Raw genomic sequence first — 22,094 nt, forward strand, 5'->3', positions numbered from 1 at the left:
ATTGACTAATAGAGTTTATTTTGGTTTTTATCAAAAATATACGTTTTGTTCATATTCCGTTCATGCACATCCGTTATAGTATAAACAGTGATATAGGAGGAAAACATATGCCGAATAAACAACCAAAACCTAAAGGGAAATTCAGCTCATTCTTTTCATTAGTCAAAAAAACAAAACCATCATACGGTATGCTGGCCTTCGCGCTGTCTCTCAGTATTGTGACAACGCTTGTCAGCCTGCTGATTCCGCTGTTGACAAAGCAGCTCGTTGACGGCTTTTCCATGTCGTCGCTGTCAGGCGTGCAAATCGGAATCATCGCAGCCGTGTTTATCGTACAGGCCGCATTAAGCGCCTACGCCACCTACGCCCTGAACTACAGCGGCCAGAAAATCATCTCGGGACTGCGTGATTTGTTGTGGCAGAAATTAATTAAACTGCCCGTCTCTTATTTTGACAAAAACGCCACGGGAGAAACGATCAGCCGTGTCACCAATGACACAATGGTGGTAAAAGAGCTGATCACAAACAATATCAGCGGATTTATTACCGGAATCATTTCCGTTATCGGGTCACTGACGATCTTATTTTTCATGAACTGGAAGCTCACATTGCTCGTGCTGATCGTCGTGCCGCTGGCTGCGGTGATTTTAGTGCCGATCGGCCGGAAAATGTTTAAAATTTCTCGGGAAACACAGGATGAAACGGCGAGATTCACCGGATTATTAAACCACATCCTCCCGGAAATCAGGCTTGTAAAAGCGTCAAACGCTGAGGAAGCGGAATACGGACGCGGAAAAGCAGGCATCATGGCACTCTTTAAACTCGGGCTGCGTGAAGCGAAGGTGCAGTCGCTCGTAGGCCCGCTTATTACACTTGTATTAATGGCGGCGCTGGTCGCTGTCATCGGGTACGGCGGGATGCAGGTGTCATCCGGTGAATTGACAGCCGGCGCACTCGTTGCCTTTATCCTGTATTTGTTTCAGATCATTATGCCGATGGGCCAGATCACTTCATTTTTCACACAGCTTCAAAAATCCGTCGGTGCAACGGAACGGATGATTCATATTCTTGCAGAAAAAGAAGAAGATATCCAAACCGGAAAAGCCATTGAAAACGCAGATCAGCCGATTAAGCTTGAACAAGTCTCATTCGGCTACAAAACAGATCAAACCATCTTAAAAGACATTACGGCTACGATTGAAGCCGGCAAAGTCACCGCGATCGTCGGACCGAGCGGCGGCGGAAAAACAACGTTATTTAAGCTGCTTGAACGATTCTACAATCCGACTGCGGGCAGCATCCTGCTCGGAAATGAACCGATTGATGCGTATTCCCTTGAGTCATGGCGGGAGCATATCGGCTACGTGTCGCAAGAAAGCCCGTTAATGTCAGGCACCATCCGCGACAATATCTGCTACGGATTAAAACGCGAGGTGACCGATGAGGAACTGAGGCAAGCGGCTGACATGGCCTACGCTCTGCAATTTATTGAAGACTTACCGAAGAAATTTGAAACAGAGGTCGGTGAGCGGGGAATTATGCTGTCAGGCGGACAGCGCCAGCGCATCGCCATTGCCAGAGCGCTCCTTCGCAACCCGAGCATTCTGATGCTTGATGAAGCGACATCAAGTCTGGACAGCCAATCTGAAAAATGGGTGCAGCAGGCGCTGGAAGTTCTAATGGAAGGCCGCACCACCATCGTGATTGCCCACCGTTTATCCACGGTTGTGGATGCAGATCAGCTTCTCTTTGTCGAACAGGGTGAAATCACCGGACGGGGCACACACCATGAATTAATGGCATCCCATTCGCTGTACCGCGATTTTGCGGAGCAGCAGCTGAAGCTGAATGCCGACTTAGAAAACAAAGCTGTGTAAAGCAAGACTTTATGAATCAAAAGCAGCTGAAAAAGCTGCTTTTTATTTTGCAGCCGGAGTTCTGTTCATACGGGTGTACGGTCGGTAACGATGAAGAGCCAAGCCATAAGCGTGTATGCCGGTACAGGAGACAATGAAAAAATTCGTTTTATAGACATCATGTCGATTCATGAAAAGAAAAAAGCAGAAGGAGGGATTTTCATGGCTGTCATATTGGTTGCGGATGATGACCGCCATATCCGTGAGCTTGTCCGCCTTATGATGGAGCAGAGCGGTTTTGACGTCGCAGAAGCGGAAGACGGGGAAGCGGCGGTGCGGCTGATCGAATCAGCACCTATAGATCTCATCATACTGGATGTGATGATGCCGAAAATGGACGGGTTTGAAGTCAGTGAAGCCGTCCGCAGCTTTACGGACATTCCGATTTTGATGCTGACGGCAAAAGGCGAAACGCTGGACAAAGTGCAAGGTTTTACTTCAGGAGCGGATGATTATCTCGTCAAACCGTTTGAGCCGCTTGAGCTGGAAGCAAGGGTCAAAGCATTGCTGAAACGGTACCGGATCACCGCTGAAAAACTGCTGACCATCGGAACGGTCACATTAGATAAGCAATCCCGCACTGTAACGCGCGGCGGCGGAGCGGGATTGACATTGCCCCGGCGGGAATTTGAGCTTTTATTTAAGCTCGCCGGTTATCCGAATAAGACGTTTTCAAGAGAACAATTAATAGAAGATATTTGGGGCTTTGATTATGAAGGTGACGAGCGTACCGTTGATGTGCATATTAAAAGGCTGAGAGAACGGTTTCCGGAAAAAGACTATCCGTTTGCCATCCATACGGTGCGGGGGCTCGGGTATCGGTTTGTGGTGACAGGATGAAACGGATCTTCAGAACGGCTGGAAAAATCATCATCCTTCTCACCGTCACCGCATTCTTATGGCTGGCGGCTCACCTGATTGTTCAGGGATTCGGTCTCATATGGCCGATTTTGCTTGTGCCGTACGCCGAGCAGATTCTGACGCTTTGGCTTGTTTTCGGCCTGCTGTTCGTAACAATGTTTATTTTTTCAAAGTCAGCACGTGAAAGGCATCATGCGATCTGGGATTCGCTGACCGCCACGATCAAGCAAATGTCGAGCGGCAACTTCACAGCGGCCGCTTCCCGGAAAATGGAGAAGATTGAGCGGAACCATCCCGTGACGAAATTGGCTGATGAACTGTCGACACTCGCCGCGGAACTGAGTGAAATGGAAAAACTGAAACAAGAATTTATTTCGAACGTTTCCCATGAAATCCAAACCCCGCTCACTTCATTAAAGGGCTACGCGCATCTTCTGAAAAAACCGGATTTATCATATGAGGAGCGGGGGCGCTACTTACACATCATCGAAACAGAAACAGAACGATTATCAAAAATCAGTGAAAATCTGCTGAAGCTCACTGCGCTCGAACGCCAAACCGAACCGATACAAAAAAAACCGTTCCGCATTGACAAACAGCTGCGGCGCACCATATTGACCTGTGAGCCTGAATGGTCCGCCAAACAGATTGAGTTTCTCATTGATTTACAGGAGTCGTATGTGTACGGAGATGAAGCACTGCTCAGCCAAGTATGGATGAATCTGATTCACAATGCCGTAAAATTTACCGGTGAAGGCGGCCGCATTTCCGTTAAAATTGCAGATCTGCCGGGAGCGGCGGCTGTCGAAATCGCCGACGACGGAATCGGAATGGAGCCTGAACAGGCGGAGCGTGTATTTGAACGGTTTTATAAAGCGGACAAGGCGAGAAACGAAGGAGGAAGCGGGCTCGGCCTGTCCATCGCCCAAAAAATCGCAGAGCTGCACGGCGGTTCGATAGAGGTTGAGAGCAAGCGGGGCGAAGGAACCCTTTTCCGCGTCATTCTTCCAGCCGAGCCTCGTGAAAAAAACAGCTAAAATCTGGTCGAACCAGCCAGTAAAAAACGAAGTCGATCCTGTCTTTTGAACTATTGAGGTGAAACCGTTTTATGGTATACTACTGACGGTAATACGTATAAAACGGAGGATATTTGTGGGAAAACACACTTCTGAACAGAAAAAGCACGCGCAAATTGTCCAGCTGCTTCAGGATGGACAATATTTTTTTCATAAAGGCTTAAAAGCATATAAAGAGCGGAATTTAAAGCGGGCCAGCAAACTGATTCAGCGGGCCGTCCACCTCGAGCCGAATGATTCCGAAATGCTGTCCCGGCTGGCCGTCATTTATTCTGAAATGGGCCACTACCAGCAGTCAAATGAGCTGTTCGACTTTATTTTGGTGAACCTGAAAGAAGAAATGCCCGAGTGTCATTACTTTAAAGCGAATAATTTCGCGCATTTGGGGCTCTTTCAGGAAGCATACAAAGAAGCGGCGGCTTATTCAGATGCCGATCCGGACGGTGAATTCAGCGAAGAAATTGAAAATCTGATGGAGCTATTGGATTTCGGCGAAGCGGGTGAAAACGAATCGCTCTATGACCAGGATGAACTGCTGATCAGGCAGGATCGGGCAAAAACGCTTCTTGAGAGCGGCCAGCTTCATGAAGCGGTTGTCATGCTTGAAGAGATTACGGCCGATTACCCCGAGCTTTGGTCTGCATACAACAACCTGGCGCTCGCTTACTTTTACTCAGGCAATGTCACAAAAGCGAAACAAACGGTATTCGAAGTGCTTGAGAAAAATGAAGGCAATCTCCATGCCCTGTGCAACCTCCTTGTATTCTGCTATTACGAGAGGGAAGATGAAAAAGTCGGAGAATTGAGCGGAAAACTCGCCAATGTGTATCCGATTTTATTCGAACAGCGCTATAAGCTGGGGGCGACGCTTGCGCTTGTCGGCAGACATGATCTCGGTTATAAATGGCTCCGTTCTCTTTACAAAAGCGGGTTTGAAGGCGACGAAACGTTTTATTACTGGCTTGCCGCCTCAGCCTACGGGACAGGCCGCACAGAATTTGCGGAAACCATTTGGAAAAAGGCCGAAGCCGAATTTCCCGAATCAGATCGGCCCGCGCCTTGGGCGGAGCGGCAGGAACCGCTGCCTGCTTCACTTGAACAGCGGCTTGCCGCCTATTATATCAGCAGCGCTGAAGGAGAGCGGAACCAGCTTGAAAAAGTTCTGACGGCAAAACGCGCCGTTTCACCGTTTGAACAAGATTTCGTCAGACTGCTGCTTTCCGGTGAAAAAGGCGCTTCAGGCGTCTCCGGTGATGCGCTGTTCACGTATCGGACGGTCAAGCTTCTGGAGAAAGCGGAAGCCGACAGTTTAAAAACTGACGTCATGAGCTGCTGGGTTTTTCACGTCATTCAGCACATCCGCGCCGCCGCTGCCGTACAGAATGAGCGGGCGTGGGCCGCAGCCATCGCATATGTATGGAAAGAAGCAAACGGCGAAAAAACGACGAAAAAAGAAACGGCCGCCGTTTACGGTATAACCCCGGCAACACTTTCGAAATACATCAGACAAATAGATGATATATTAGAATAAAACCGATTCTTTCTATATAAAGAGTCGGTTCTTTTTTTTATCAGAAAGTCGCAAAACAGAACTTTACCGCCGAAAAAAGGAGTATTCATACGTATTTTTTTGCTTTTCGAATCGAAATCAGGCTGTAATCACCGTTTATTTTGCAAAATATGAGATTTGCAATCACATTGAAATATAACTGTAATAAAAATTGTCGAAACATGATGGTATAATGAGTCTCGTACATAAGAGATTAGTTTATTTTACATGTGCTGTATAATCTATACCAATTTAAAAGATTTAAAGATTCATACATAAAAATCATCAGCCTCACGGGTATGTGAGGGAGCGTAACTTTGATGTTCATAATAGAATTCCAAATGAGAACAGGTTTAAAGTAAAAGGGAGGAAAGAAAAAGTGAAAAAGAGTTTATTAACACTTGGTTTGGCTTCCGTCATCGGGACAAGCAGTTTTTTGATCCCGTTTACAAAAACTGCATCGGCGGAAACATTAGACAGCAAAAAAGCAAAAATTGAAAGCAAGCAATCTGAGGTGGCTTCAAGCCTTGAAGCAAAAGAAAGAGAATTGTCTAAGCTTCAGGACAAGCAGGCTAAGATTGAAAAAGAACTGAAAGACATTAACGCTAAAGCGTTGGATACAAGCAATAAAATCGAAGATAAAAAAGCTGAAAACGAAAAAACGAAAAAGCAGATCGCTGATTTGAAAAAAGAAATCAAAGAAACAGAAGCGCGTATTGAAAAACGCAATGAAATCCTGAAAAAACGCGTTCGTTCTTTACAGGAAAACGGCGGTTCTCAAGGATACATAGATGTTCTTTTAGGGGCGACAAGCTTCGGAGACTTCATTTCCCGTGCGACTGCGGTATCTTCTATCGTTGATGCGGATAAAGAGCTGATCAAACAGCAGGAGCAGGATAAAGCGAAACTCGAAGACGCAGAAGCTGAACTTAACGTGAAGCTGAAAAAAGTTCAAGATGATCTTGCGAAACTCGAGTCTATGCAAAAAGACCTGAACAAACAGCTTGATCAGAAAGACAAGCTTTTCGACGAAGCGAAAAACGGTCAGAAAAAAGCGGCTTCCGCTATCTCTGATCTGAAAAAAGAAGCATCAAAGCTTGCAAACGAAAAAGCTGACACTGAAAAAGAACAGAAGCGCATTAAAGCTGAGCAGGCTGCAGCGGCTGCCCTGATCAAAAAACAGGAAGAAGCGCAAAAAGCTTCTGAAGACCAAAACCAAAAAGATGACAGCCAGCCGGCACCGGCGGTTAAAACTGTGAAAAAAGCGGCTGTTTCAACATCATCTGATTCATCTGACAGCTCAAGCAAACCGAAGAGCACTTCAGGCGGATCATCTCATAACAGCGGCGGTTCAGATGATTCTGACGGCGGATCTGTTATTTCAAATTCAGGCGGTATTGAAGGCGCGATCAGCGTAGGATCAAGCCTTGTGGGTCAATCCCCGTACAAATTCGGCGGCGGACGCACTCAATCTGATATTAACAACCGTATTTTTGACTGCTCTTCATTCGTACGCTGGGCTTATGCTAACGCAGGCGTTAATCTCGGACCTGCAAGCGGCACAAACACAGATACATTAATCGGAAGAGGTAAGGCAGTAAGCGCGTCTGACATGAAACGCGGAGACTTAGTATTCTTCAACACGTATAAAACAAACGGCCACGTCGGCATCTACTTAGGTAACGGAACGTTCCTGAACGATAATACATCACACGGTGTATCCATTGATTCTATGAGCAACCCTTACTGGAAGAAAGCATTCAACGGCAATGTAAGACGTGTCGTGCAATAATGAATAAGACAAGGGCCTTCTATCCCGGAGGGCTCTTTCTTTATTTGTATACCCGCTCAGGAGCTGCCTAATCACGGTTTTTCAGAAAAATGAGCAAAAAAATAGCGAATTGCCTTTAGATTTAATAGGATATGGGTAAGGAATACGATTGATGGGGATTCTTAGTCATATAGGGTGCGCCCCATTTCGAAAAGGAGTGAATCATGGTGTCAGAAGAAAAAATTTATGATGTGATCATTATCGGCGCGGGTCCGGCGGGGATGACCGCTGCTGTTTACACATCACGAGCGAACTTATCCACATTAATGATCGAAAGAGGAATTCCGGGCGGCCAGATGGCCAACACGGAGGATGTTGAAAACTATCCGGGTTTTGAAAGCATTCTCGGCCCTGAACTTTCTAATAAAATGTTTGAACATGCGAAAAAATTCGGTGCGGAATATGCGTACGGCGATATTAAAGAAATCGTTGACGGCAAAGAATATAAAACGGTCAAAGCCGGTTCAAAAGAATATAAAGCGCGTGCCATCGTCATTTCTGCCGGAGCGGAATACAAAAAGATCGGTGTTCCCGGCGAAAAAGAACTGGGCGGCCGCGGCGTATCGTACTGCGCGGTTTGTGACGGCGCGTTCTTTAAAAATAAAGAGCTTGTCGTTGTCGGCGGCGGAGACTCCGCCGTTGAAGAAGGCGTCTATCTGACACGCTTCGCTTCAAAAGTCACCATCGTCCACAGACGTGACAAATTGCGGGCGCAAAGCATTCTTCAGGCGCGTGCCTTTGACAATGAGAAAATTGACTTCAAATGGAACAAAACCGTAAAAGAAATCCATGAGGAAAACGGAAAAGTCGGCAGACTTACTCTTGTGGATACCGTGACGGGAGAAGAGGAAGAATTCAAAGCTGACGGCGTCTTTATTTATATCGGTATGCTCCCGCTTTCTAAACCGTTCGAAAACTTGGGCATCACAAATGAAGAAGGCTACATTGAAACAAACGCTCAAATGGAGACAAAAGTTCCAGGCATTTTCGCCGCGGGAGACATCCGTGAAAAAACGCTCCGCCAGATCGTAACGGCGACAGGCGACGGAAGTATTGCGGCTCAAAGCGTTCAGCATTATGTGGAAGAGCTTGAGGAAACGCTCAAAACCGTTAAATAATCACTGTAATGTTCAGTTTTTGAATCGTTACTGTGTTTTAATTACGCTGTAACACGGGTGAAACACTGATGTCTTAAGATGAATGTAGTAATTGACCCCCTTTTTAATGAATACACTTTGGCACGGATTCCAGTATCCGTGCCCTTTTTTTGCGATTTTCTGTTTTCTGTCAAATAAAAGAAAAGGATGTCGGTGTCTCTGCATTGTGAGAGACATGCCGAAACGGTATAATGAAGAGACGATGATTTGTTGAGAAGGTTAGGTGACGTACTTGTGCAAAGAGTGACAAATTGTGTGCTGCAGACAGATGATCAGGTTCTCCTTCTCCAAAAGCCGAGACGGGGCTGGTGGGTCGCGCCCGGCGGGAAGATGGAAAGCGGCGAATCCGTCAGAGATTCCGTCATCAGAGAGTACAGAGAAGAGACGGGCATTTATATACTAAATCCGCAGTTAAAAGGCGTGTTTACCTTTATTATTAAGGAACAGGAACAAATCGTGTCAGAGTGGATGATGTTTACTTTCGTCGCCGACTCGTACACGGGGCGGAATGTCGCTGAATCAGAGGAAGGCGTTCTGAAGTGGCATGACGTAAAAGATATCCACAGCCTTCCGATGGCCCCCGGAGACGGGCATATCCTTGATTTTATGATCAAGGGCCAAGGGCTTTTGCACGGCACCTTTACGTATACGCCGGACTTCGAGCTGCTCAGCTATCGTTTAGATCCGCAGCTTATCAAATAAAAGAAAGACCGCAGGGGGGAGAAAGATGAGTATGAATGAAAACCATGATATTCAGCTCGTCATCATTACGGGAATGTCTGGAGCGGGGAAAACCGTCGCCATTCAAAGCTTTGAGGATCTCGGCTATTTTTGCGTCGACAATCTGCCGCCTTCCTTGCTGCCGAAATTTTTGGAGCTGATGAAAGAATCAAGTTCAAAAATGAGCAAGGTCGCGCTTGTCATGGATCTGCGGGGACGTGAATTTTTTGACAGGCTGATTGAGGCGCTGGACGAAATGGCGGAAAATCCGTGGATTACACCGCGCATTCTCTTTTTAGACGCTAAGGATTCCATCCTTGTGACGAGATACAAAGAAACGAGGCGTTCTCACCCGCTGGCCGCTACCGGGCTTCCTCTCGAAGGAATCGCGCTGGAACGCCAGCTGCTTGAAGAATTGAAAGGGCGCTCTCAGCTGATCTATGACACATCGGATATGAAACCGCGTGATCTGCGTGAAAAAATCGTGGCGCATTTCGCCACGAACCAAGGTGAAACATTTACAGTGAACGTAATGTCATTCGGTTTCAAATACGGGCTTCCGATAGATGCCGACCTCGTGTTTGATGTAAGGTTTCTGCCGAATCCGTTCTACATTGAAAGCATGAGGCCGCTTACGGGGAAAGATGAGGAAGTGTCATCCTATGTGATGAAGTGGAACGAAACACAAAAGTTTATTGAAAAGCTTGTTGATCTGCTCGGCTTTATGCTTCCGTCTTATAAGCGGGAAGGTAAAAGCCAGCTTGTCATCGCGATCGGCTGTACGGGCGGCCAGCACCGCTCCGTCACGCTCGCTGAGTATTTGGCTGACTATTTTAAAAAAGATTTCTATACTCATGTCACTCACCGGGACATTGAAAAGAGAAGCCGGAAATGAATAAGAAGCCGAAAATCGCAATCTTCGGCGGCGGAACGGGTCTGTCCGTGCTGCTTCGGGGGTTAAAGCAAAAGCCCGTTGATATTACGGCGATTGTGACAGTTGCTGATGACGGCGGAAGTTCAGGCCGTCTGCGGGATGAACTTCAAATTCCGCCGCCGGGTGACATCCGTAACGTACTGGCTGCTTTGTCAGATGTTGAGCCGCTCGTTGAAAATCTGTTTCAGCACCGTTTCAACAAAGGAAGCGACTTAACCGGACATTCGCTCGGCAATTTGATTTTGGCAGCGATGACAAATATAACCGGTGATTTCTTTCACGCTGTCACCGAAATGAGCAAGGTGCTGAATGTCCGCGGCAGAGTGCTGCCGGCTGCCAACACCAGTGTCGTTCTTCACGCTGAAATGGAGGACGGGCAGGTCGTCTCCGGAGAATCGACAATCCCTTCTTACGGCCAGCGGATTAAACGGGTGTTTCTTACGCCTGAAAAAATTGATCCGCTTCCGGAAACGATTGACGTCATCCGTCAGGCCGATTTAATCATTATCGGTCCGGGAAGCCTGTACACAAGCATTCTTCCGAATCTGCTCGTACCGAAAATCGGAGAGGAAGTCGTCAAGGCTGCGGCCAAAAAAGTATATATATGCAACGTCATGACGCAGCCCGGAGAGACGCTGCAATACAGTGCGGCCGACCATGTCAAGGCGCTGAACGATCATATGGAGCAGCCGTTTATCGACACGATCTTAATCAACAATGAGGAGATCCCTGACGAAATCAAAAGCAAATATGCGAAAGAGCTGGCCCGGCCCGTCGACTTCAATGTTGAAAAGCTGAAATCCATGGGGCTTGAGGTCATCAGGGATCAGATTATCACGTATAAAAATGGCGTAATCCGTCACGATACACATAAAGTGGCTTCTCTTCTTGTCGATTTATTAAGGGACTAGAGGCCTTTTGAAATGAGGTGGCTAATATGTCATTTGCATCGGAAACAAAAAAAGAACTGACGAACCTGGAAGTGAAGGACTGCTGCGCCAAGGCGGAGCTGTCCGCGCTGATTCGGATGAACGGTTCACTGTCATTTTCAAACCGCCATCTCGTGCTTGACGTTCAAACCGAAAATGCGGCGATTGCCCGCCGTATTTATACATTGCTGAAGAAACAATATGATGTATCGGTCGAACTGTTAGTCAGAAAAAAAATGCGGCTGAAAAAAAACAATGTTTATATTGTGCGCTTTTCTGAAAATGCAAAGCTGATTTTAGAGGAATTGAAAATCCTCGGAGAGAACTTTGTATTTGAACGGAATATTTCTGAGGAACTGGTGGCGAAACGCTGCTGCAAACGTTCTTATATGAGAGGGGCGTTTTTGGCGGGGGGATCTGTGAATAATCCCGAAACATCGTCGTACCACTTGGAAATCTTCTCGCTTTATAAGGAACATAACGATTCATTATGCGCGCTGCTGAATGAATTTCATCTGAACAGCAAAACGCTTGAACGGAAAAAAGGCTATATTACGTATTTAAAAGAGGCGGAAAAAATCACTGAATTTCTGAATGTCATCGGCGCTCACAATTCACTGCTGCGTTTTGAAGATGTGCGGATTGTCAGAGACATGAGAAACTCAGTGAACCGCCTCGTCAATTGTGAAACAGCAAACTTAAACAAAACCATCGGTGCTTCTCTCAGACAGGTGGAAAATATTAAATACATTGATGAACGGATCGGTCTTGAAGCGCTGCCGGAAAAGCTTCGCGAAATTGCGCAGCTGCGGATTGATTATCAGGAGGTCACGCTGAAAGAACTGGGGGAAATGGTTGCAAGCGGGAAAATCAGCAAATCCGGCATCAATCACAGGCTGAGAAAGCTCGATGAAATCGCAGAACAGCTGCGTACAGGACAAAGCATCACTTTGAAATAACCGTACAGAAAAGGGGAGATCTTATGGTTCAGGGGAAAGTGGAAGTGCGTTTAAAGACGGGATTGCAGGCGCGTCCCGCTGCATTGTTTGTACAGGAGGCAAATCGTTTTGCATCAGATGTGTTTCTTGAGAAAAACGGCAAGAAAGTGAATGCCAAAAGCATTATGGGATTAATGAGTCTGGCGGTCAGCACGGGGACGGAAGTCACTCTGATCGCTGAAGGCGACGATGAAAAGGAAGCGCTGGAAAAGTTGTCCGCTTATGTGCAGGAAGAAGTGTAAACACTTTGTAAGGGGGACGGAACGATGAATGAGTTTCTGAAAGATTGTTATCAAACGATAGGCTGGGAAAAGGATTCCCTCGATTTCAGCAACCTGCCGGAGTTTTTAAAGGCGCTCGCATATCGGTTTCCGTTTGAAAATCGCGCGGTTTTGTCCAAAAAAGAATATGACGTCACGAAAGAAGGACTGTGGCGGCACATGGTGAAGGAACCTCATGGCGGCCTTTGTTATGACTTGAACGGACTGCTTTATTTCATCCTGAAAGATGCCGGATTTGATGTCAAATTGATCCGCGGAACGGTCTGGAAAAACGGCTGGGCGCTGCCCGGCACACATGCGGCCGTACTTCTTTCCGCCGGGGGGAATGAGTACATCGCTGATGCAGGCTTCGGCCTCAATCTCGCCATGCAGCCTGTGCCGATGTCGGGAGACGAGACGGTATCAGCGGCCGGAGCGTTCCGCGTGAGGATAGAAGAGACGGAATTCGGAACATACCTGCTTGAAATGAACAAAGGGGACGGCTGGCAGACAGGTTACGCATTTTCGCTTGAAGAAATCGATGAAAAGGACCTCAAGTCTATGAAACAAACAATCTTTGAACATGAACGCTCTCCTTTCAACAAACGCCTGCTTGCTTCTAAGCGGACACCGGAAGGGCACATGGTTCTGTCTGAACGCAATATAACAATAAAAAAACACGATGGCACGGCGGAAAACAGCAGAATAGACCGGTCAGAGTTTGAAGAAAAATTTACTGCTCATTTTATATGAAGCTCGCAGGTTCTCTGCAAAAAAAAACGGCCTCCGCAGGGAAGCCGTTTTTTGTATGTGTTTATCTCATTTTTGTAAAGGTTTTATAATGATCTGTCGTCTTATAAATCAGCCAGTCGCTTGAGTAAAGAATCCGGTCTGAATTTCTGAAGCCTGATGTATAGTTAATATCCGCTTCACGCCACGTCCGTCCGCTTTTGGCAGGGAGTTTGCCTTCCCTGTTTGAGAAGATGTCTCCGCCGATGCTTTTCCCCGGAGCGACGTCTGCAAGATTCCCCTTTGATGCAACCCAGCCGAGGGCCTGTGCTTCTGATTTTGTAATGTAATTATCAGGAAGCTTATGATAGGTCTGAAGATAATCCGCAACCCCGTCAAACGTGTTGATAACCTGTGCTTCAGTGTGCGCCTTGTGAGAAGATGTATCCGTCTTGGCAGCCGTTGAAAACAGCATCCCCGCCGCGGAGAACAGCACCAGCAAACAAACGGAAATCCACGATAATCGTTTTTTCAAAGCAATACCTCCCATTTTTATCATGTGAAGCTGATTCCTTTTCATTGTATCAGCATCGAGAGAAAGGAATAGAAAGAATTTAAAAATAGTTCTTTTGATCTAGCAAAAAATAAACCCCGGCTGAAACGGCCGGGATTTTTCATCTCATTGAAATTCCTTCGTGAGGTTTTTCGGCGTTTTTCCGTATACGGCGTCAATCATGTTTTGTGCGGCTTGCTTGAACATATTCAAACGGATTTTTGCCGTTGCTGACCCGATATGCGGAAGCAATGTGACGTTTTCCAGCTGCAGGAGCGGATTGTCTTCGGCGATCGGCTCTTTTTCAAACACATCTAAACCGGCGCCTTTTATCCAGCCCTCCTGCAATGCGCGGATGAGCGCTTTCTCATCAACCGTCTTTCCCCGGGAAATATTGACGAAACATGCCGTATCTTTCATCAATTTAAATTCCCGCTCTCCCATCATATGATACGTTTCGTCAGTAAGCGGCGTAATTAACAGCACAAAGTCTGATGTTTTCAGCAGTGTATCTAAGTCGGCATATGTAACCCCGAGTTCCTTCTCAGCATCCGGTTTTCTGCTGCGATTATAATACAGCACGTCCATATCGAAGCCGAATTTTGCCCGTTTGGCAGCTTGTTCACCGATTCTGCCCATGCCGATAATTCCTAATGTCTGATGGTGGACATCCATACCGAAAAGAGATTCTTCCTCAACGGTTCCCCATTTGCCGGCGCGGACGAATCGATCCAATTCGGCAACCCGTCTGGCGGAAGACAGGATTAATGAAAAAGCCAGATCAGCGACAGTGTCATCTAAGGTGTACGGCGTATGCGTGCCGACAACCCCGCGTCTTTTCATTTCTTCAATATTAAAATTATCATAGCCGACAGAATTATTGCTGACGACCTTCAGCTTCGGCGCGTGATCCAGTAAATCACTGTCAATCGCCGTTCCGGATGTCAGCAGCCCTTCAGCATCTTTCATTTTTTCGTACAGTTCTTCTTTTGGAATGGTATCTTCTTTCCAGATGTCATACCGGCAATGCTCGCCTATCATTTGTTCGACTTCCGGCGGTATCGATTTCGCGATGAATACATAGGGTTTCAACGGGCTTCTCCTCCTTTGTCTTTCTTCTCTATTTTATTATATAAGAGAAGCGGTAACGTGAGAAATATTCAAACGCATCACGATAAATTTCTGGTTCTTTTGAACTTAAAATGAAAGAAAAAGAAATGTACATGCTTGGTTTCTCCAAACAATAACAGAATCCGCCTATATTTCTGAAGGCAAAATGAGCGGAACCGCTGTTTTCAAAAGCTTTATAGGTTGGTGTAAAGATAAATTTTATTATTTTTGAAAGATATAAATGAACATAATCTGAATTTACAGTCAAATTATCGTGTCTTTTTTTGAAAGCGCTTTTGAGGCCTTTTTCTGTGCTATAATTCCTTACTGTAAGCTGGGTAAGAAGGCTTGCAATACAATCGGATGGGAGATGAATAGAAAAATGGTTTCTTTATCAAGCATTTTGGAGCACAACCAGCAGTTTGTCCAAGAAAGGAAATATGAACCTTACCAAACGACAAAATTCCCGAAAAAAAAGCTTGTCATCGTATCCTGTATGGATACAAGGCTGACGGAGCTTCTGCCGCAGGCGATGGGACTCAGAAACGGCGATGCCAAAATCATAAAAAACGCGGGAGCCATTGTTTCTCACCCATTTGGAAGTGTCATGCGGAGCATTTTGGTTGCCGTTTATGAACTGCAGGCAGAGGAAGTCTGCATCATAGGTCACCGCGAGTGCGGAATGTCGGGATTAAATGCGGCTTCCATATTAAATAAAGCAAAAGAGCGCGGCGTTGAGGACAAATGTCTCAGCCTTCTGCAGCATGCGGGAGTCGATTTGGAAACATGGCTGACCGGTTTTCACAGCGTCGAAGAAAGCGTGGCCCACAGCGTGAATATGGTCAGGCATCATCCGCTCTTGCCTGAAGAGGTGCCGGTGCACGGGCTGGTGATTGATCCGGGGACGGGGATGCTGGATGTTGTCGTTGACGGTTATGAAACAGTCAAAGGAGGATGCAGCTGACGATGCAATTTACCGGCAGATATCAGGGATACAATTTGCAGAAATTTCAGAAAGACCTAGTCGCGGGAATTGTGGTCGGAATTGTAGCGATTCCACTGGGAATGGCCTTTGCCATCGCCTCGGGGGTCGGTCCGGAATACGGGCTTTACACCGTTATTGTGGCCGGAATTCTGATTTCGCTGTTGGGCGGCTCTAAATATCAGATCGGCGGGCCTACGGGGGCGTTTGTTCCCATTTTGTTTGCCATTGTGATGCAGTATGGTTTTGAGAATTTACTCGTAGCCGGTTTTATGGCAGGCGTCATGCTCGTCCTGTTTGGCGTATTTAAGCTCGGAAAGATTATGAAATTCGTGCCGAAGCCGGTGATCGTCGGATTTACGGCCGGAATCGCGGTGCTGATTTTCTCGGAGCAGATTGCCCATTTTCTCGGTCTGCGCGATATCCAAAAGCATGAAAGCTTTATCCTCAACATTGCGGAAATAGGCAAGAAGATCGGAACCCTTAATTTATACAGCATCCTCATCGCGGGAATTGCTTTGGCCATTTTGCTGTTATCAGCCAGGCTGATGCCGAAGATTCCGGGCGCGCTTGTGGCGCTGCTTGTCTCTACAGCCGCGGCGGTCGTGTTTTTTCCTGACAAAATGGCGACAATCGGTTCTGCTTACGGGGAAATCCCGCGGCAGCTTCCGGCTTTCCAGCTTCCTGATTTCTCAATCGATAACATGATCATGATGTTTCCGTCGGCTCTGATCATTGCGCTTCTCGGCGGACTTGAGTCCATATTATCGGCGATGGTCGCGGACAATATGAAAGGATCAAGGCATGACAGCAATAGGGAGCTTGTCGGGCAGGGCATCGCCAATATGGCAGCGCCGCTTTTCGGCGGTATACCGGCAACGGGAGCGATTGCGCGGACCGCAACAAATATTAAAAACGGCGCAGTTTCTCCGATTTCCGGTGTTGTCCACGGAGTCACCGTCCTCCTCGTCCTGCTCGTCTTCGCCCCGCTTGCCGTTCACGTACCGCTGGCAAGCATGGCGCCGGTATTGATGGTTGTGGCTTGGAACATGAGTGAGCGGAGGGAAGTCGCCAATATGATGCGGCTGAAAAACACTGATTCATTCGTACTGGCGGCAACCTTTTTGCTGACGGTTCTGTTTGATTTAATCATCGGCGTTTCTGCCGGTCTCGTGCTCGCTTTTGTTTTCTTTATCAGAAAAATGAGCGAATCAACACGTATCAAAACACCGCATGCCGCTGTCAAATCGGTTAAAAATGATTCGTCCGTCAGCACATATTCCATTGAAGGGCCGCTGTTTTTCGGTTCAATTGATTCACTGGAAACATCGCTGCTGGAGAGGCTTCAGGAAAAGCCGAAGACGCTTATTCTGCTGATGAATAATGTACATTACATGGATACCTCCGCAGAAGCGGTGCTGGGGAATGTGATGAACCGGATCAAACGGCATAACGGGAGATTGATGATCGTCGGATTGCAATCACAGCCGAGAGAGCTCATCCGGAAGACGGGGCTGTTTCATAAAATCGGGAAACAGCATTTCTTTGAGCATCAGGACGAGATAACGGGATAAATTCAGATACGGCCTGTCCATGAAAAAGCGGACAGGCCGTGTTTTTATTCGGTTTCAAAGCGCTTGATCAGTTTTTCCTGATGGGCTTTCATCGCATCTTCTAACGTGATGCCGTACTTATCAGCAAGGATGGCCAGATTTCCGAGGACGTCACCCATTTCTTCAATCAGCTCCTGCCTGCGTTCAGCCTGGGTCGCGTCTTTTTCATCCGGCCGGTCTCTGCCGATTTCATATGCTCTTACCGCCCGGGCGAGCTCACCCGCCTCTTCCATTAAAAAACCGATTCTGATAAATGGCCCGTACGCCGTCCATCCTCGTTTTTCATAAAAATCTTTCGTCCATTGTTCTGCTTCAGCCATCTGCATGTGAAACACTCCTTATGTCCTGTATGATTCTTATTGATATTATCATATAGAGATGGGACAATATATAGTGTATTTTGATTTATTGATGTACATATATAGATATGGAGATGAAAAAATGAAAACCATTTGTGTATTTGCGGGGTCAAACCCGGGGGTAAATGAAGAGTACAAACGCAAAGCGGCCGAACTGGGTGAATATATGGCGGAGCAGGGAATCGGCCTTGTTTACGGCGGTTCACGGGTCGGTCTGATGGGAACCGTCGCCGACGCGTTAATGGCAGGCGGCGGAAAAGCTGTCGGCGTCATGCCGAGCGGACTGTTCAGCGGAGAGGTTGTTCATCAGAATCTGACGGAGCTGATTGAAGTCAGCGGCATGCATGAGCGGAAAGCGAAAATGAGTGAACTTGCCGATGGGTACATTGCCATGCCCGGCGGCTTCGGAACATATGAAGAGTTATTTGAAGTGCTATGCTGGGCGCAAATCGGCATTCATCAAAAACCGATCGGACTGTACAATGTGAACGGGTATTTTGAGCCGATGATGAAAATGGTCAAGTACAGCATTCAGGAAGGATTTTCGAATGAGTCTCATTTGAAGCTGATACACAGTTCCTCCCGGCCGGATGAGCTGATTGAGCAGATGAATCGGTATACATACCCGATTTTAGATAAGAAATGGCGGGAATTGTAAGGAAGAGGTCTGAAATATGTTTCGACGGTTGCATCTAACCATTCTGATGGAAAATTCTCCGCCTATAGAATACCTTTTCTTTCTGGAAATCGTTTTCTCTTTCTCATGCGTATCACACCTTTCTTCATGATAAGACATATGTATGAGAATAAGATGAGAAAGAGAATGCTGTTGGGGTTGAAAGAAGAACATCCATTTCCTCAGAGGAGATGGATGTTTTGCGGTTTGCAGACTGTATGCGTTTACAACTTTTGTTGCACGAATGTTTCCTCCGATATGAAATCATCCTGCTGCATCTTTTGTTTTTTGGAACTGATTCCAAATATACCGACTGTCAGTGCACAAAGAAACCAGCAGCCTGTAAAAAACAAGAAAACACTTAAAAATCCGTAGCCTGAATACAGGAAACTGACGACAAAGGGACCGGCTACATTCGCAAGACGTCCTACGCCGTAAGTGAGGCCATTTCCAGACGCCCTGGCTTCAACCGGATATAATTCCGGCGTATAGGCATATGCGATCGAACTGAAAGTACGCTCAAACATATGCATGAGAAATCCGCATATGACAATGACCATCGGCAAAGGATTGATGCCGTAAAAGAATCCAAGCGCCATAATAATTAACGATAAAACAGAAATGGCCCACTTTCGATCCACACGGTCAGAGATTTGCGACGCAATGAGAGCGCCCAGCGGGGCACCGATCGTTCCCAGAGTGACGTATACGATAGACTCATTCATTGATACGCCTTCTTTTACCAAAAGGGTGGGAACCCATGTGCCAAAGCCTTGAATTGCAATCGTGGAAGCAGCCCACATCGTCATTAAAACAAAAGTTCTTCCTGCCAAAGGCTTTTGAAATAACGTCCGATATGGAACGGATTTTACAGCGGTTTGTCTGCTTCGCAGAGCCGGAGCTGGTTCAGGCAGTTCACCCTTTTCTTTTTCTGCTTTTGCCTCCAGTTCAAGCAGAATGCGGTGTGCTTGTTCGCTTTTTCCTTTCGTGTCCAGCCATTTCGGTGATTCTTCCAGTTTTCTGGCGATCAGCGGAAAAAAAATACCGACCGCGCCGAATAGAAAGATAAACCGCCAGCCGTAAGAGGCGGACGGCACGACCAATTTAGCCACCCAGCCGGCTGCAGGAATTCCGCATATGCCGATTGTAATACAGATTGCCTGGTATTTACCCTTAGTTGCGGATGGGAAAAATTCGCTGATATACGTACTTGCCACAATCGTTGTGGCGCCGATACCTAAACTCGTAAGAAATCTAAAAACACCGAGTATTTCTGGGCTCCAAGCCAGAGAAGAGAGGAGGGAGAAGAAAGAGAAAAAGGTGACAACCAGAATTAAACCTTTTTTCCTTCCGAAACGGTCTGAAAACCATCCTCCGGCAGAGGCGCCGATAAACATTCCGAAATAGGAGACAGACGTAATAAAAGCGATGGTATGAGTAGAAATGTTCCATTCCTTTAAAAGTGAAGGCGCCGCATATGAAAACGTATTTAAATCGATAAAATCAAAAAAGTAAGCGAATGAAAGGATAACGAGCACTGCTTGATGGGCCCTTGAAAAAGGCAGTCTGTTTAATCGATTAGACGCATTTACATTGATCATCTCGTATTCCTCCGTTTATCTTTGACTTGTCTGAAGACTGGTATTAACCAATGTGATTCAGCGTATTCAGGTTGTAACTTTGCTTTGTAAACACATAGCCTTCAGAGATTTTTCTTGCTGTGCGTACTACTTTAATCGTTGTTCCATCCGGATCAGCATCTGCCTCGGTTTCTAAAATGCCGCTTGGATGTCCCAATCGAATTGTTCTGCCATAGAATGAAAATTCAGATAATATTGTATCCTGCAATAGCATGCCGGCAGTCGTACAAACCGCCCCTGTAATGGCTAAAGCTTGATGCGGTTTTTGCATGGACATCATACGAATGACAAGATCCATCTCTTCTGCGTGTCTCTTTATCCCTTTTGTATCGATATAATCCGCTGGAGATGAGATTAATGTTAGTTTTGGTACGGCCGGTGATTTTGCAGCAGCCTCATGTCTCGGAGCGAATCTGCATTTCTCGGCTGCAATCGATCGGATCATTTCGAGCTTTTCCAATATATCCGGAGTATATTCATCCGGAAGTTCTAAGCCGGTAAGCCCCGTGTCCTCTGCTTTTACAAAGACAAGCGGATTAGCGTAATCAATAATCGAGACCGAGATATTTCCATACGGTGTATCGAGAACATCAATAGGCTGACCAGTGGGAAACAGCTTACCGGTCACCGCTCCTTCAGCCTGGTGAAATGAAAGATAAATAGGAGAAGCTGTACCTGGAACCCCGGGGATAGAGCAGTCCCCCTGGTAATGAAATGTTCCATTTCTGACTTCAACTTCTGCTACGATCACTTTTTGAGTGTTTGTATTTAACATTCTGACTTTTGTAACCGGCTCTTCAGCTTGAACGAGCCCTTTCTCAATAGCATAAGGGCCTACGGCAGAAGAGATATTTCCGCAATTGCCTTTGAAGTCGGTAAAATGGTCAGTCAAACTGACCTGAGCAAACGTATACTCAACATCTGCATCCTTTCTGGCGGATTTCTTAATAATGGCTGCCTTGCTTGTGAGAGAATGGCCGCCGCCGAGACCGTCAATTTGTCTCTCGTCAGGGCTCCCCATAATGTCTAAAAGAAAATCGCTCCATAGGTTTGTATCGTCTGGCATGTCTTTTTGATGAATAAAAACGCCTTTGCTGGTGCCGCCTCTCATGACGGTTACAGGAACTTTTTCCATGCTGTCTCATCCTTACATCATTTTGTGTGGATAAAAAGGTACCGGTCCCTTTGGAAAATATCGTATGATAAATAAGGATTATAAGTAAAACATATAATTTTTATAAAGTTGAATAAAAAACTTTTATAATAGGAGGAAATTTTATAGCAGAAAAATATTTTGGGGGATTTCATATGGATGAAAAGGATTGGATTGTGCTCATTACATTATTCGAAGAAAAAAATATGACGAAGGCGGCAGAGCGATTATATATGACACAGCCGGCGTTAAGTTATCGGCTCAAAAACCTGGAAGCACAATTCGGAGTGCGCCTTTTTTATAAAAGAAAAAAAGGGATGGAGTTCACTTCAGAAGGTGAACATCTGGTTGATTATTCGAAAGAGATGCTGCAGGAATTCAGAAGAGTGAAGGATGATATGCTCAATATGAGCCATGAAGTCAGCGGGGTTCTCAGATTAGGAGTCTCAAGCAATTTTGCTCAGTATAAGCTCCCGGCGATTCTAAAACGGTTTTCTGATCAGTATCCGTCTGTTCAATTCCACGTCAATACGGGATGGAGTGCGAAGGTGATGGATCTGCTTCATCATTCGGGGGTACACCTTGGGATTATGAGGGGAAATTATGATTGGCAAGGGGAAAAACAACTGCTAAATGAAGAGCGGCTGTACCTTATTTCAAAAACTGAAATCAACAGTGAGGACCTTCCTAAATTGCCGATGATTTATTATCAAACTGATGCTTCTTTGAAAAGTTTGATTCAAAAATGGTGGAATAACCAATTTACTGAACCGCCTTTCATTGCGATGGAGGTAGACAGGCAGGAAACCTGTAAAGAGATGGTGAAAAACGGTCTCGGTTATTCTGTTGTGCCGGAAATCTGTCTTCAGCCTTCTGATGAATTATACACATTGGCGCTATCCTATAAAAATAACGAGCCTGTGATACGCGATACTTGGCTTATGTATGATTCTTCAGCGTTAGAATTATCTGTCGTCAAAGCATTCATTACTTTTTTGAATGGGAATAAAGCATAAAAAAACCTGCAAGAGACATCAGCTCTTGCAGG

21 protein-coding genes are annotated in these 22,094 nt (G+C 46.2%); 16 read left to right on the forward strand and 5 right to left on the reverse strand.

All coding sequences use genetic code 11. The features are described from left to right. Positions 1–107 precede the first annotated feature (107 nt). From ABK447_RS03045 to ABK447_RS03100, 12 genes are all read left to right on the forward strand, one after another. Positions 108–1,877, forward strand: a complete 1,770-nt coding sequence (locus ABK447_RS03045; RefSeq protein WP_007407428.1) for an ABC transporter ATP-binding protein — start codon at positions 108–110, stop codon at positions 1,875–1,877. Between the two features lie 201 nt (positions 1,878–2,078). Beyond that, on the forward strand, positions 2,079–2,756 hold the full coding sequence (locus tag ABK447_RS03050) for a response regulator transcription factor (RefSeq protein WP_012118540.1): 678 nt from the start codon (positions 2,079–2,081) through the stop codon (positions 2,754–2,756). Further along, positions 2,753–3,814 carry a cell wall metabolism sensor histidine kinase WalK gene (locus tag ABK447_RS03055; protein ID WP_007614006.1) on the forward strand — a complete coding sequence of 354 codons (1,062 nt, stop codon included), beginning with the start codon at positions 2,753–2,755 and terminating at the stop codon, positions 3,812–3,814. The genes ABK447_RS03050 and ABK447_RS03055 overlap by 4 nt, the downstream gene beginning before the upstream one ends. A gap of 115 nt (positions 3,815–3,929) precedes the next feature. Then, the gene (locus tag ABK447_RS03060) at positions 3,930–5,384 is read left to right on the forward strand and encodes a lipopolysaccharide assembly protein LapB (RefSeq protein WP_007407425.1); all 1,455 of its coding nucleotides are present in this window, start codon (positions 3,930–3,932) and stop codon (positions 5,382–5,384) included. A gap of 397 nt (positions 5,385–5,781) precedes the next feature. After that, positions 5,782–7,194: an NlpC/P60 family protein gene (locus ABK447_RS03065; RefSeq protein ID WP_007407424.1), complete on the forward strand. Its 1,413-nt coding sequence runs from the start codon at positions 5,782–5,784 to the stop codon at positions 7,192–7,194. A 206-nt stretch (positions 7,195–7,400) separates the two neighbouring features. Next, positions 7,401–8,351 (forward strand): thioredoxin-disulfide reductase, encoded by a 951-nt coding sequence (gene trxB, locus ABK447_RS03070; protein ID WP_007407423.1) that lies wholly within the window; start codon positions 7,401–7,403, stop codon positions 8,349–8,351. Between the two features lie 273 nt (positions 8,352–8,624). After that, positions 8,625–9,092: an 8-oxo-dGTP diphosphatase gene (locus ABK447_RS03075; protein ID WP_003151491.1), complete on the forward strand. Its 468-nt coding sequence runs from the start codon at positions 8,625–8,627 to the stop codon at positions 9,090–9,092. A 25-nt stretch (positions 9,093–9,117) separates the two neighbouring features. Continuing rightward, the gene (gene rapZ, locus ABK447_RS03080; RefSeq protein WP_012118535.1) at positions 9,118–10,005 is read left to right on the forward strand and encodes an RNase adapter RapZ; all 888 of its coding nucleotides are present in this window, start codon (positions 9,118–9,120) and stop codon (positions 10,003–10,005) included. Continuing rightward, positions 10,002–10,955 carry a YvcK family protein gene (yvcK, locus tag ABK447_RS03085; protein WP_020956396.1) on the forward strand — a complete coding sequence of 318 codons (954 nt, stop codon included), beginning with the start codon at positions 10,002–10,004 and terminating at the stop codon, positions 10,953–10,955. Before rapZ ends, yvcK begins: the two co-directional genes overlap by 4 nt. 26 nt (positions 10,956–10,981) lie before the next feature. After that, positions 10,982–11,932 carry a DNA-binding protein WhiA gene (gene whiA / locus ABK447_RS03090; protein WP_007407421.1) on the forward strand — a complete coding sequence of 317 codons (951 nt, stop codon included), beginning with the start codon at positions 10,982–10,984 and terminating at the stop codon, positions 11,930–11,932. A 23-nt stretch (positions 11,933–11,955) separates the two neighbouring features. Next, positions 11,956–12,213, forward strand: a complete 258-nt coding sequence (locus ABK447_RS03095; RefSeq protein WP_003151495.1) for an HPr family phosphocarrier protein — start codon at positions 11,956–11,958, stop codon at positions 12,211–12,213. A 24-nt stretch (positions 12,214–12,237) separates the two neighbouring features. Next, complete coding sequence (locus ABK447_RS03100) at positions 12,238–12,984, forward strand: arylamine N-acetyltransferase (RefSeq protein WP_007407420.1); 747 nt, start codon at positions 12,238–12,240, stop codon at positions 12,982–12,984. Between the two features lie 61 nt (positions 12,985–13,045). Here the strand turns inward: ABK447_RS03100 and ABK447_RS03105 are convergent, their stop codons facing one another. Further along, entirely contained in the window at positions 13,046–13,435 is a 390-nt protein-coding gene (locus ABK447_RS03105) for a ribonuclease (protein WP_223204413.1), read from the reverse strand. A 204-nt stretch (positions 13,436–13,639) separates the two neighbouring features. Further along, the gene (locus ABK447_RS03110) at positions 13,640–14,605 is read right to left on the reverse strand and encodes a D-glycerate dehydrogenase (RefSeq protein ID WP_038464305.1); all 966 of its coding nucleotides are present in this window, start codon (positions 14,603–14,605) and stop codon (positions 13,640–13,642) included. A 400-nt stretch (positions 14,606–15,005) separates the two neighbouring features. Between ABK447_RS03110 and ABK447_RS03115 the strand changes: the two genes are divergently transcribed. Next, positions 15,006–15,587 (forward strand): carbonic anhydrase, encoded by a 582-nt coding sequence (locus ABK447_RS03115; protein ID WP_038464302.1) that lies wholly within the window; start codon positions 15,006–15,008, stop codon positions 15,585–15,587. 2 nt (positions 15,588–15,589) lie between these two features. Further along, on the forward strand, positions 15,590–17,179 hold the full coding sequence (locus ABK447_RS03120; protein WP_015240658.1) for a SulP family inorganic anion transporter: 1,590 nt from the start codon (positions 15,590–15,592) through the stop codon (positions 17,177–17,179). 44 nt (positions 17,180–17,223) lie between these two features. Here the strand turns inward: ABK447_RS03120 and ABK447_RS03125 are convergent, their stop codons facing one another. After that, a complete protein-coding gene (locus tag ABK447_RS03125; protein ID WP_003151506.1) occupies positions 17,224–17,544 on the reverse strand; it encodes a MazG nucleotide pyrophosphohydrolase domain-containing protein in 321 nt (106 codons plus the stop codon). Positions 17,545–17,659: 115 nt separating this feature from the next. Here ABK447_RS03125 and ABK447_RS03130 point away from each other — a divergent pair, with 115 nt between their 5' ends. Continuing rightward, on the forward strand, positions 17,660–18,235 hold the full coding sequence (locus ABK447_RS03130) for a TIGR00730 family Rossman fold protein (RefSeq protein ID WP_015240657.1): 576 nt from the start codon (positions 17,660–17,662) through the stop codon (positions 18,233–18,235). Positions 18,236–18,477: 242 nt separating this feature from the next. Here ABK447_RS03130 and ABK447_RS03135 read toward each other — a convergent pair whose 3' ends face one another. Together ABK447_RS03135 and ABK447_RS03140 are read right to left on the reverse strand one after the other, a co-directional pair. After that, on the reverse strand, positions 18,478–19,854 hold the full coding sequence (locus tag ABK447_RS03135) for an MFS transporter (protein ID WP_025285334.1): 1,377 nt from the start codon (positions 19,852–19,854) through the stop codon (positions 18,478–18,480). Positions 19,855–19,897: 43 nt separating this feature from the next. Then, complete coding sequence (locus ABK447_RS03140; protein ID WP_015418286.1) at positions 19,898–21,028, reverse strand: 2-methylaconitate cis-trans isomerase PrpF family protein; 1,131 nt, start codon at positions 21,026–21,028, stop codon at positions 19,898–19,900. Positions 21,029–21,201: 173 nt separating this feature from the next. On the opposite strand from ABK447_RS03140, the gene ABK447_RS03145 reads away from it, so the two are divergent. Then, the gene (locus ABK447_RS03145; RefSeq protein WP_003151510.1) at positions 21,202–22,062 is read left to right on the forward strand and encodes a LysR family transcriptional regulator; all 861 of its coding nucleotides are present in this window, start codon (positions 21,202–21,204) and stop codon (positions 22,060–22,062) included. Positions 22,063–22,094: the final 32 nt, after the last annotated feature.

This window comes from Bacillus sp. hwrm1 (genome assembly GCF_040207805.1).
Taxonomy (GTDB): Bacteria; Bacillota; Bacilli; order Bacillales; family Bacillaceae; genus Bacillus; species Bacillus velezensis.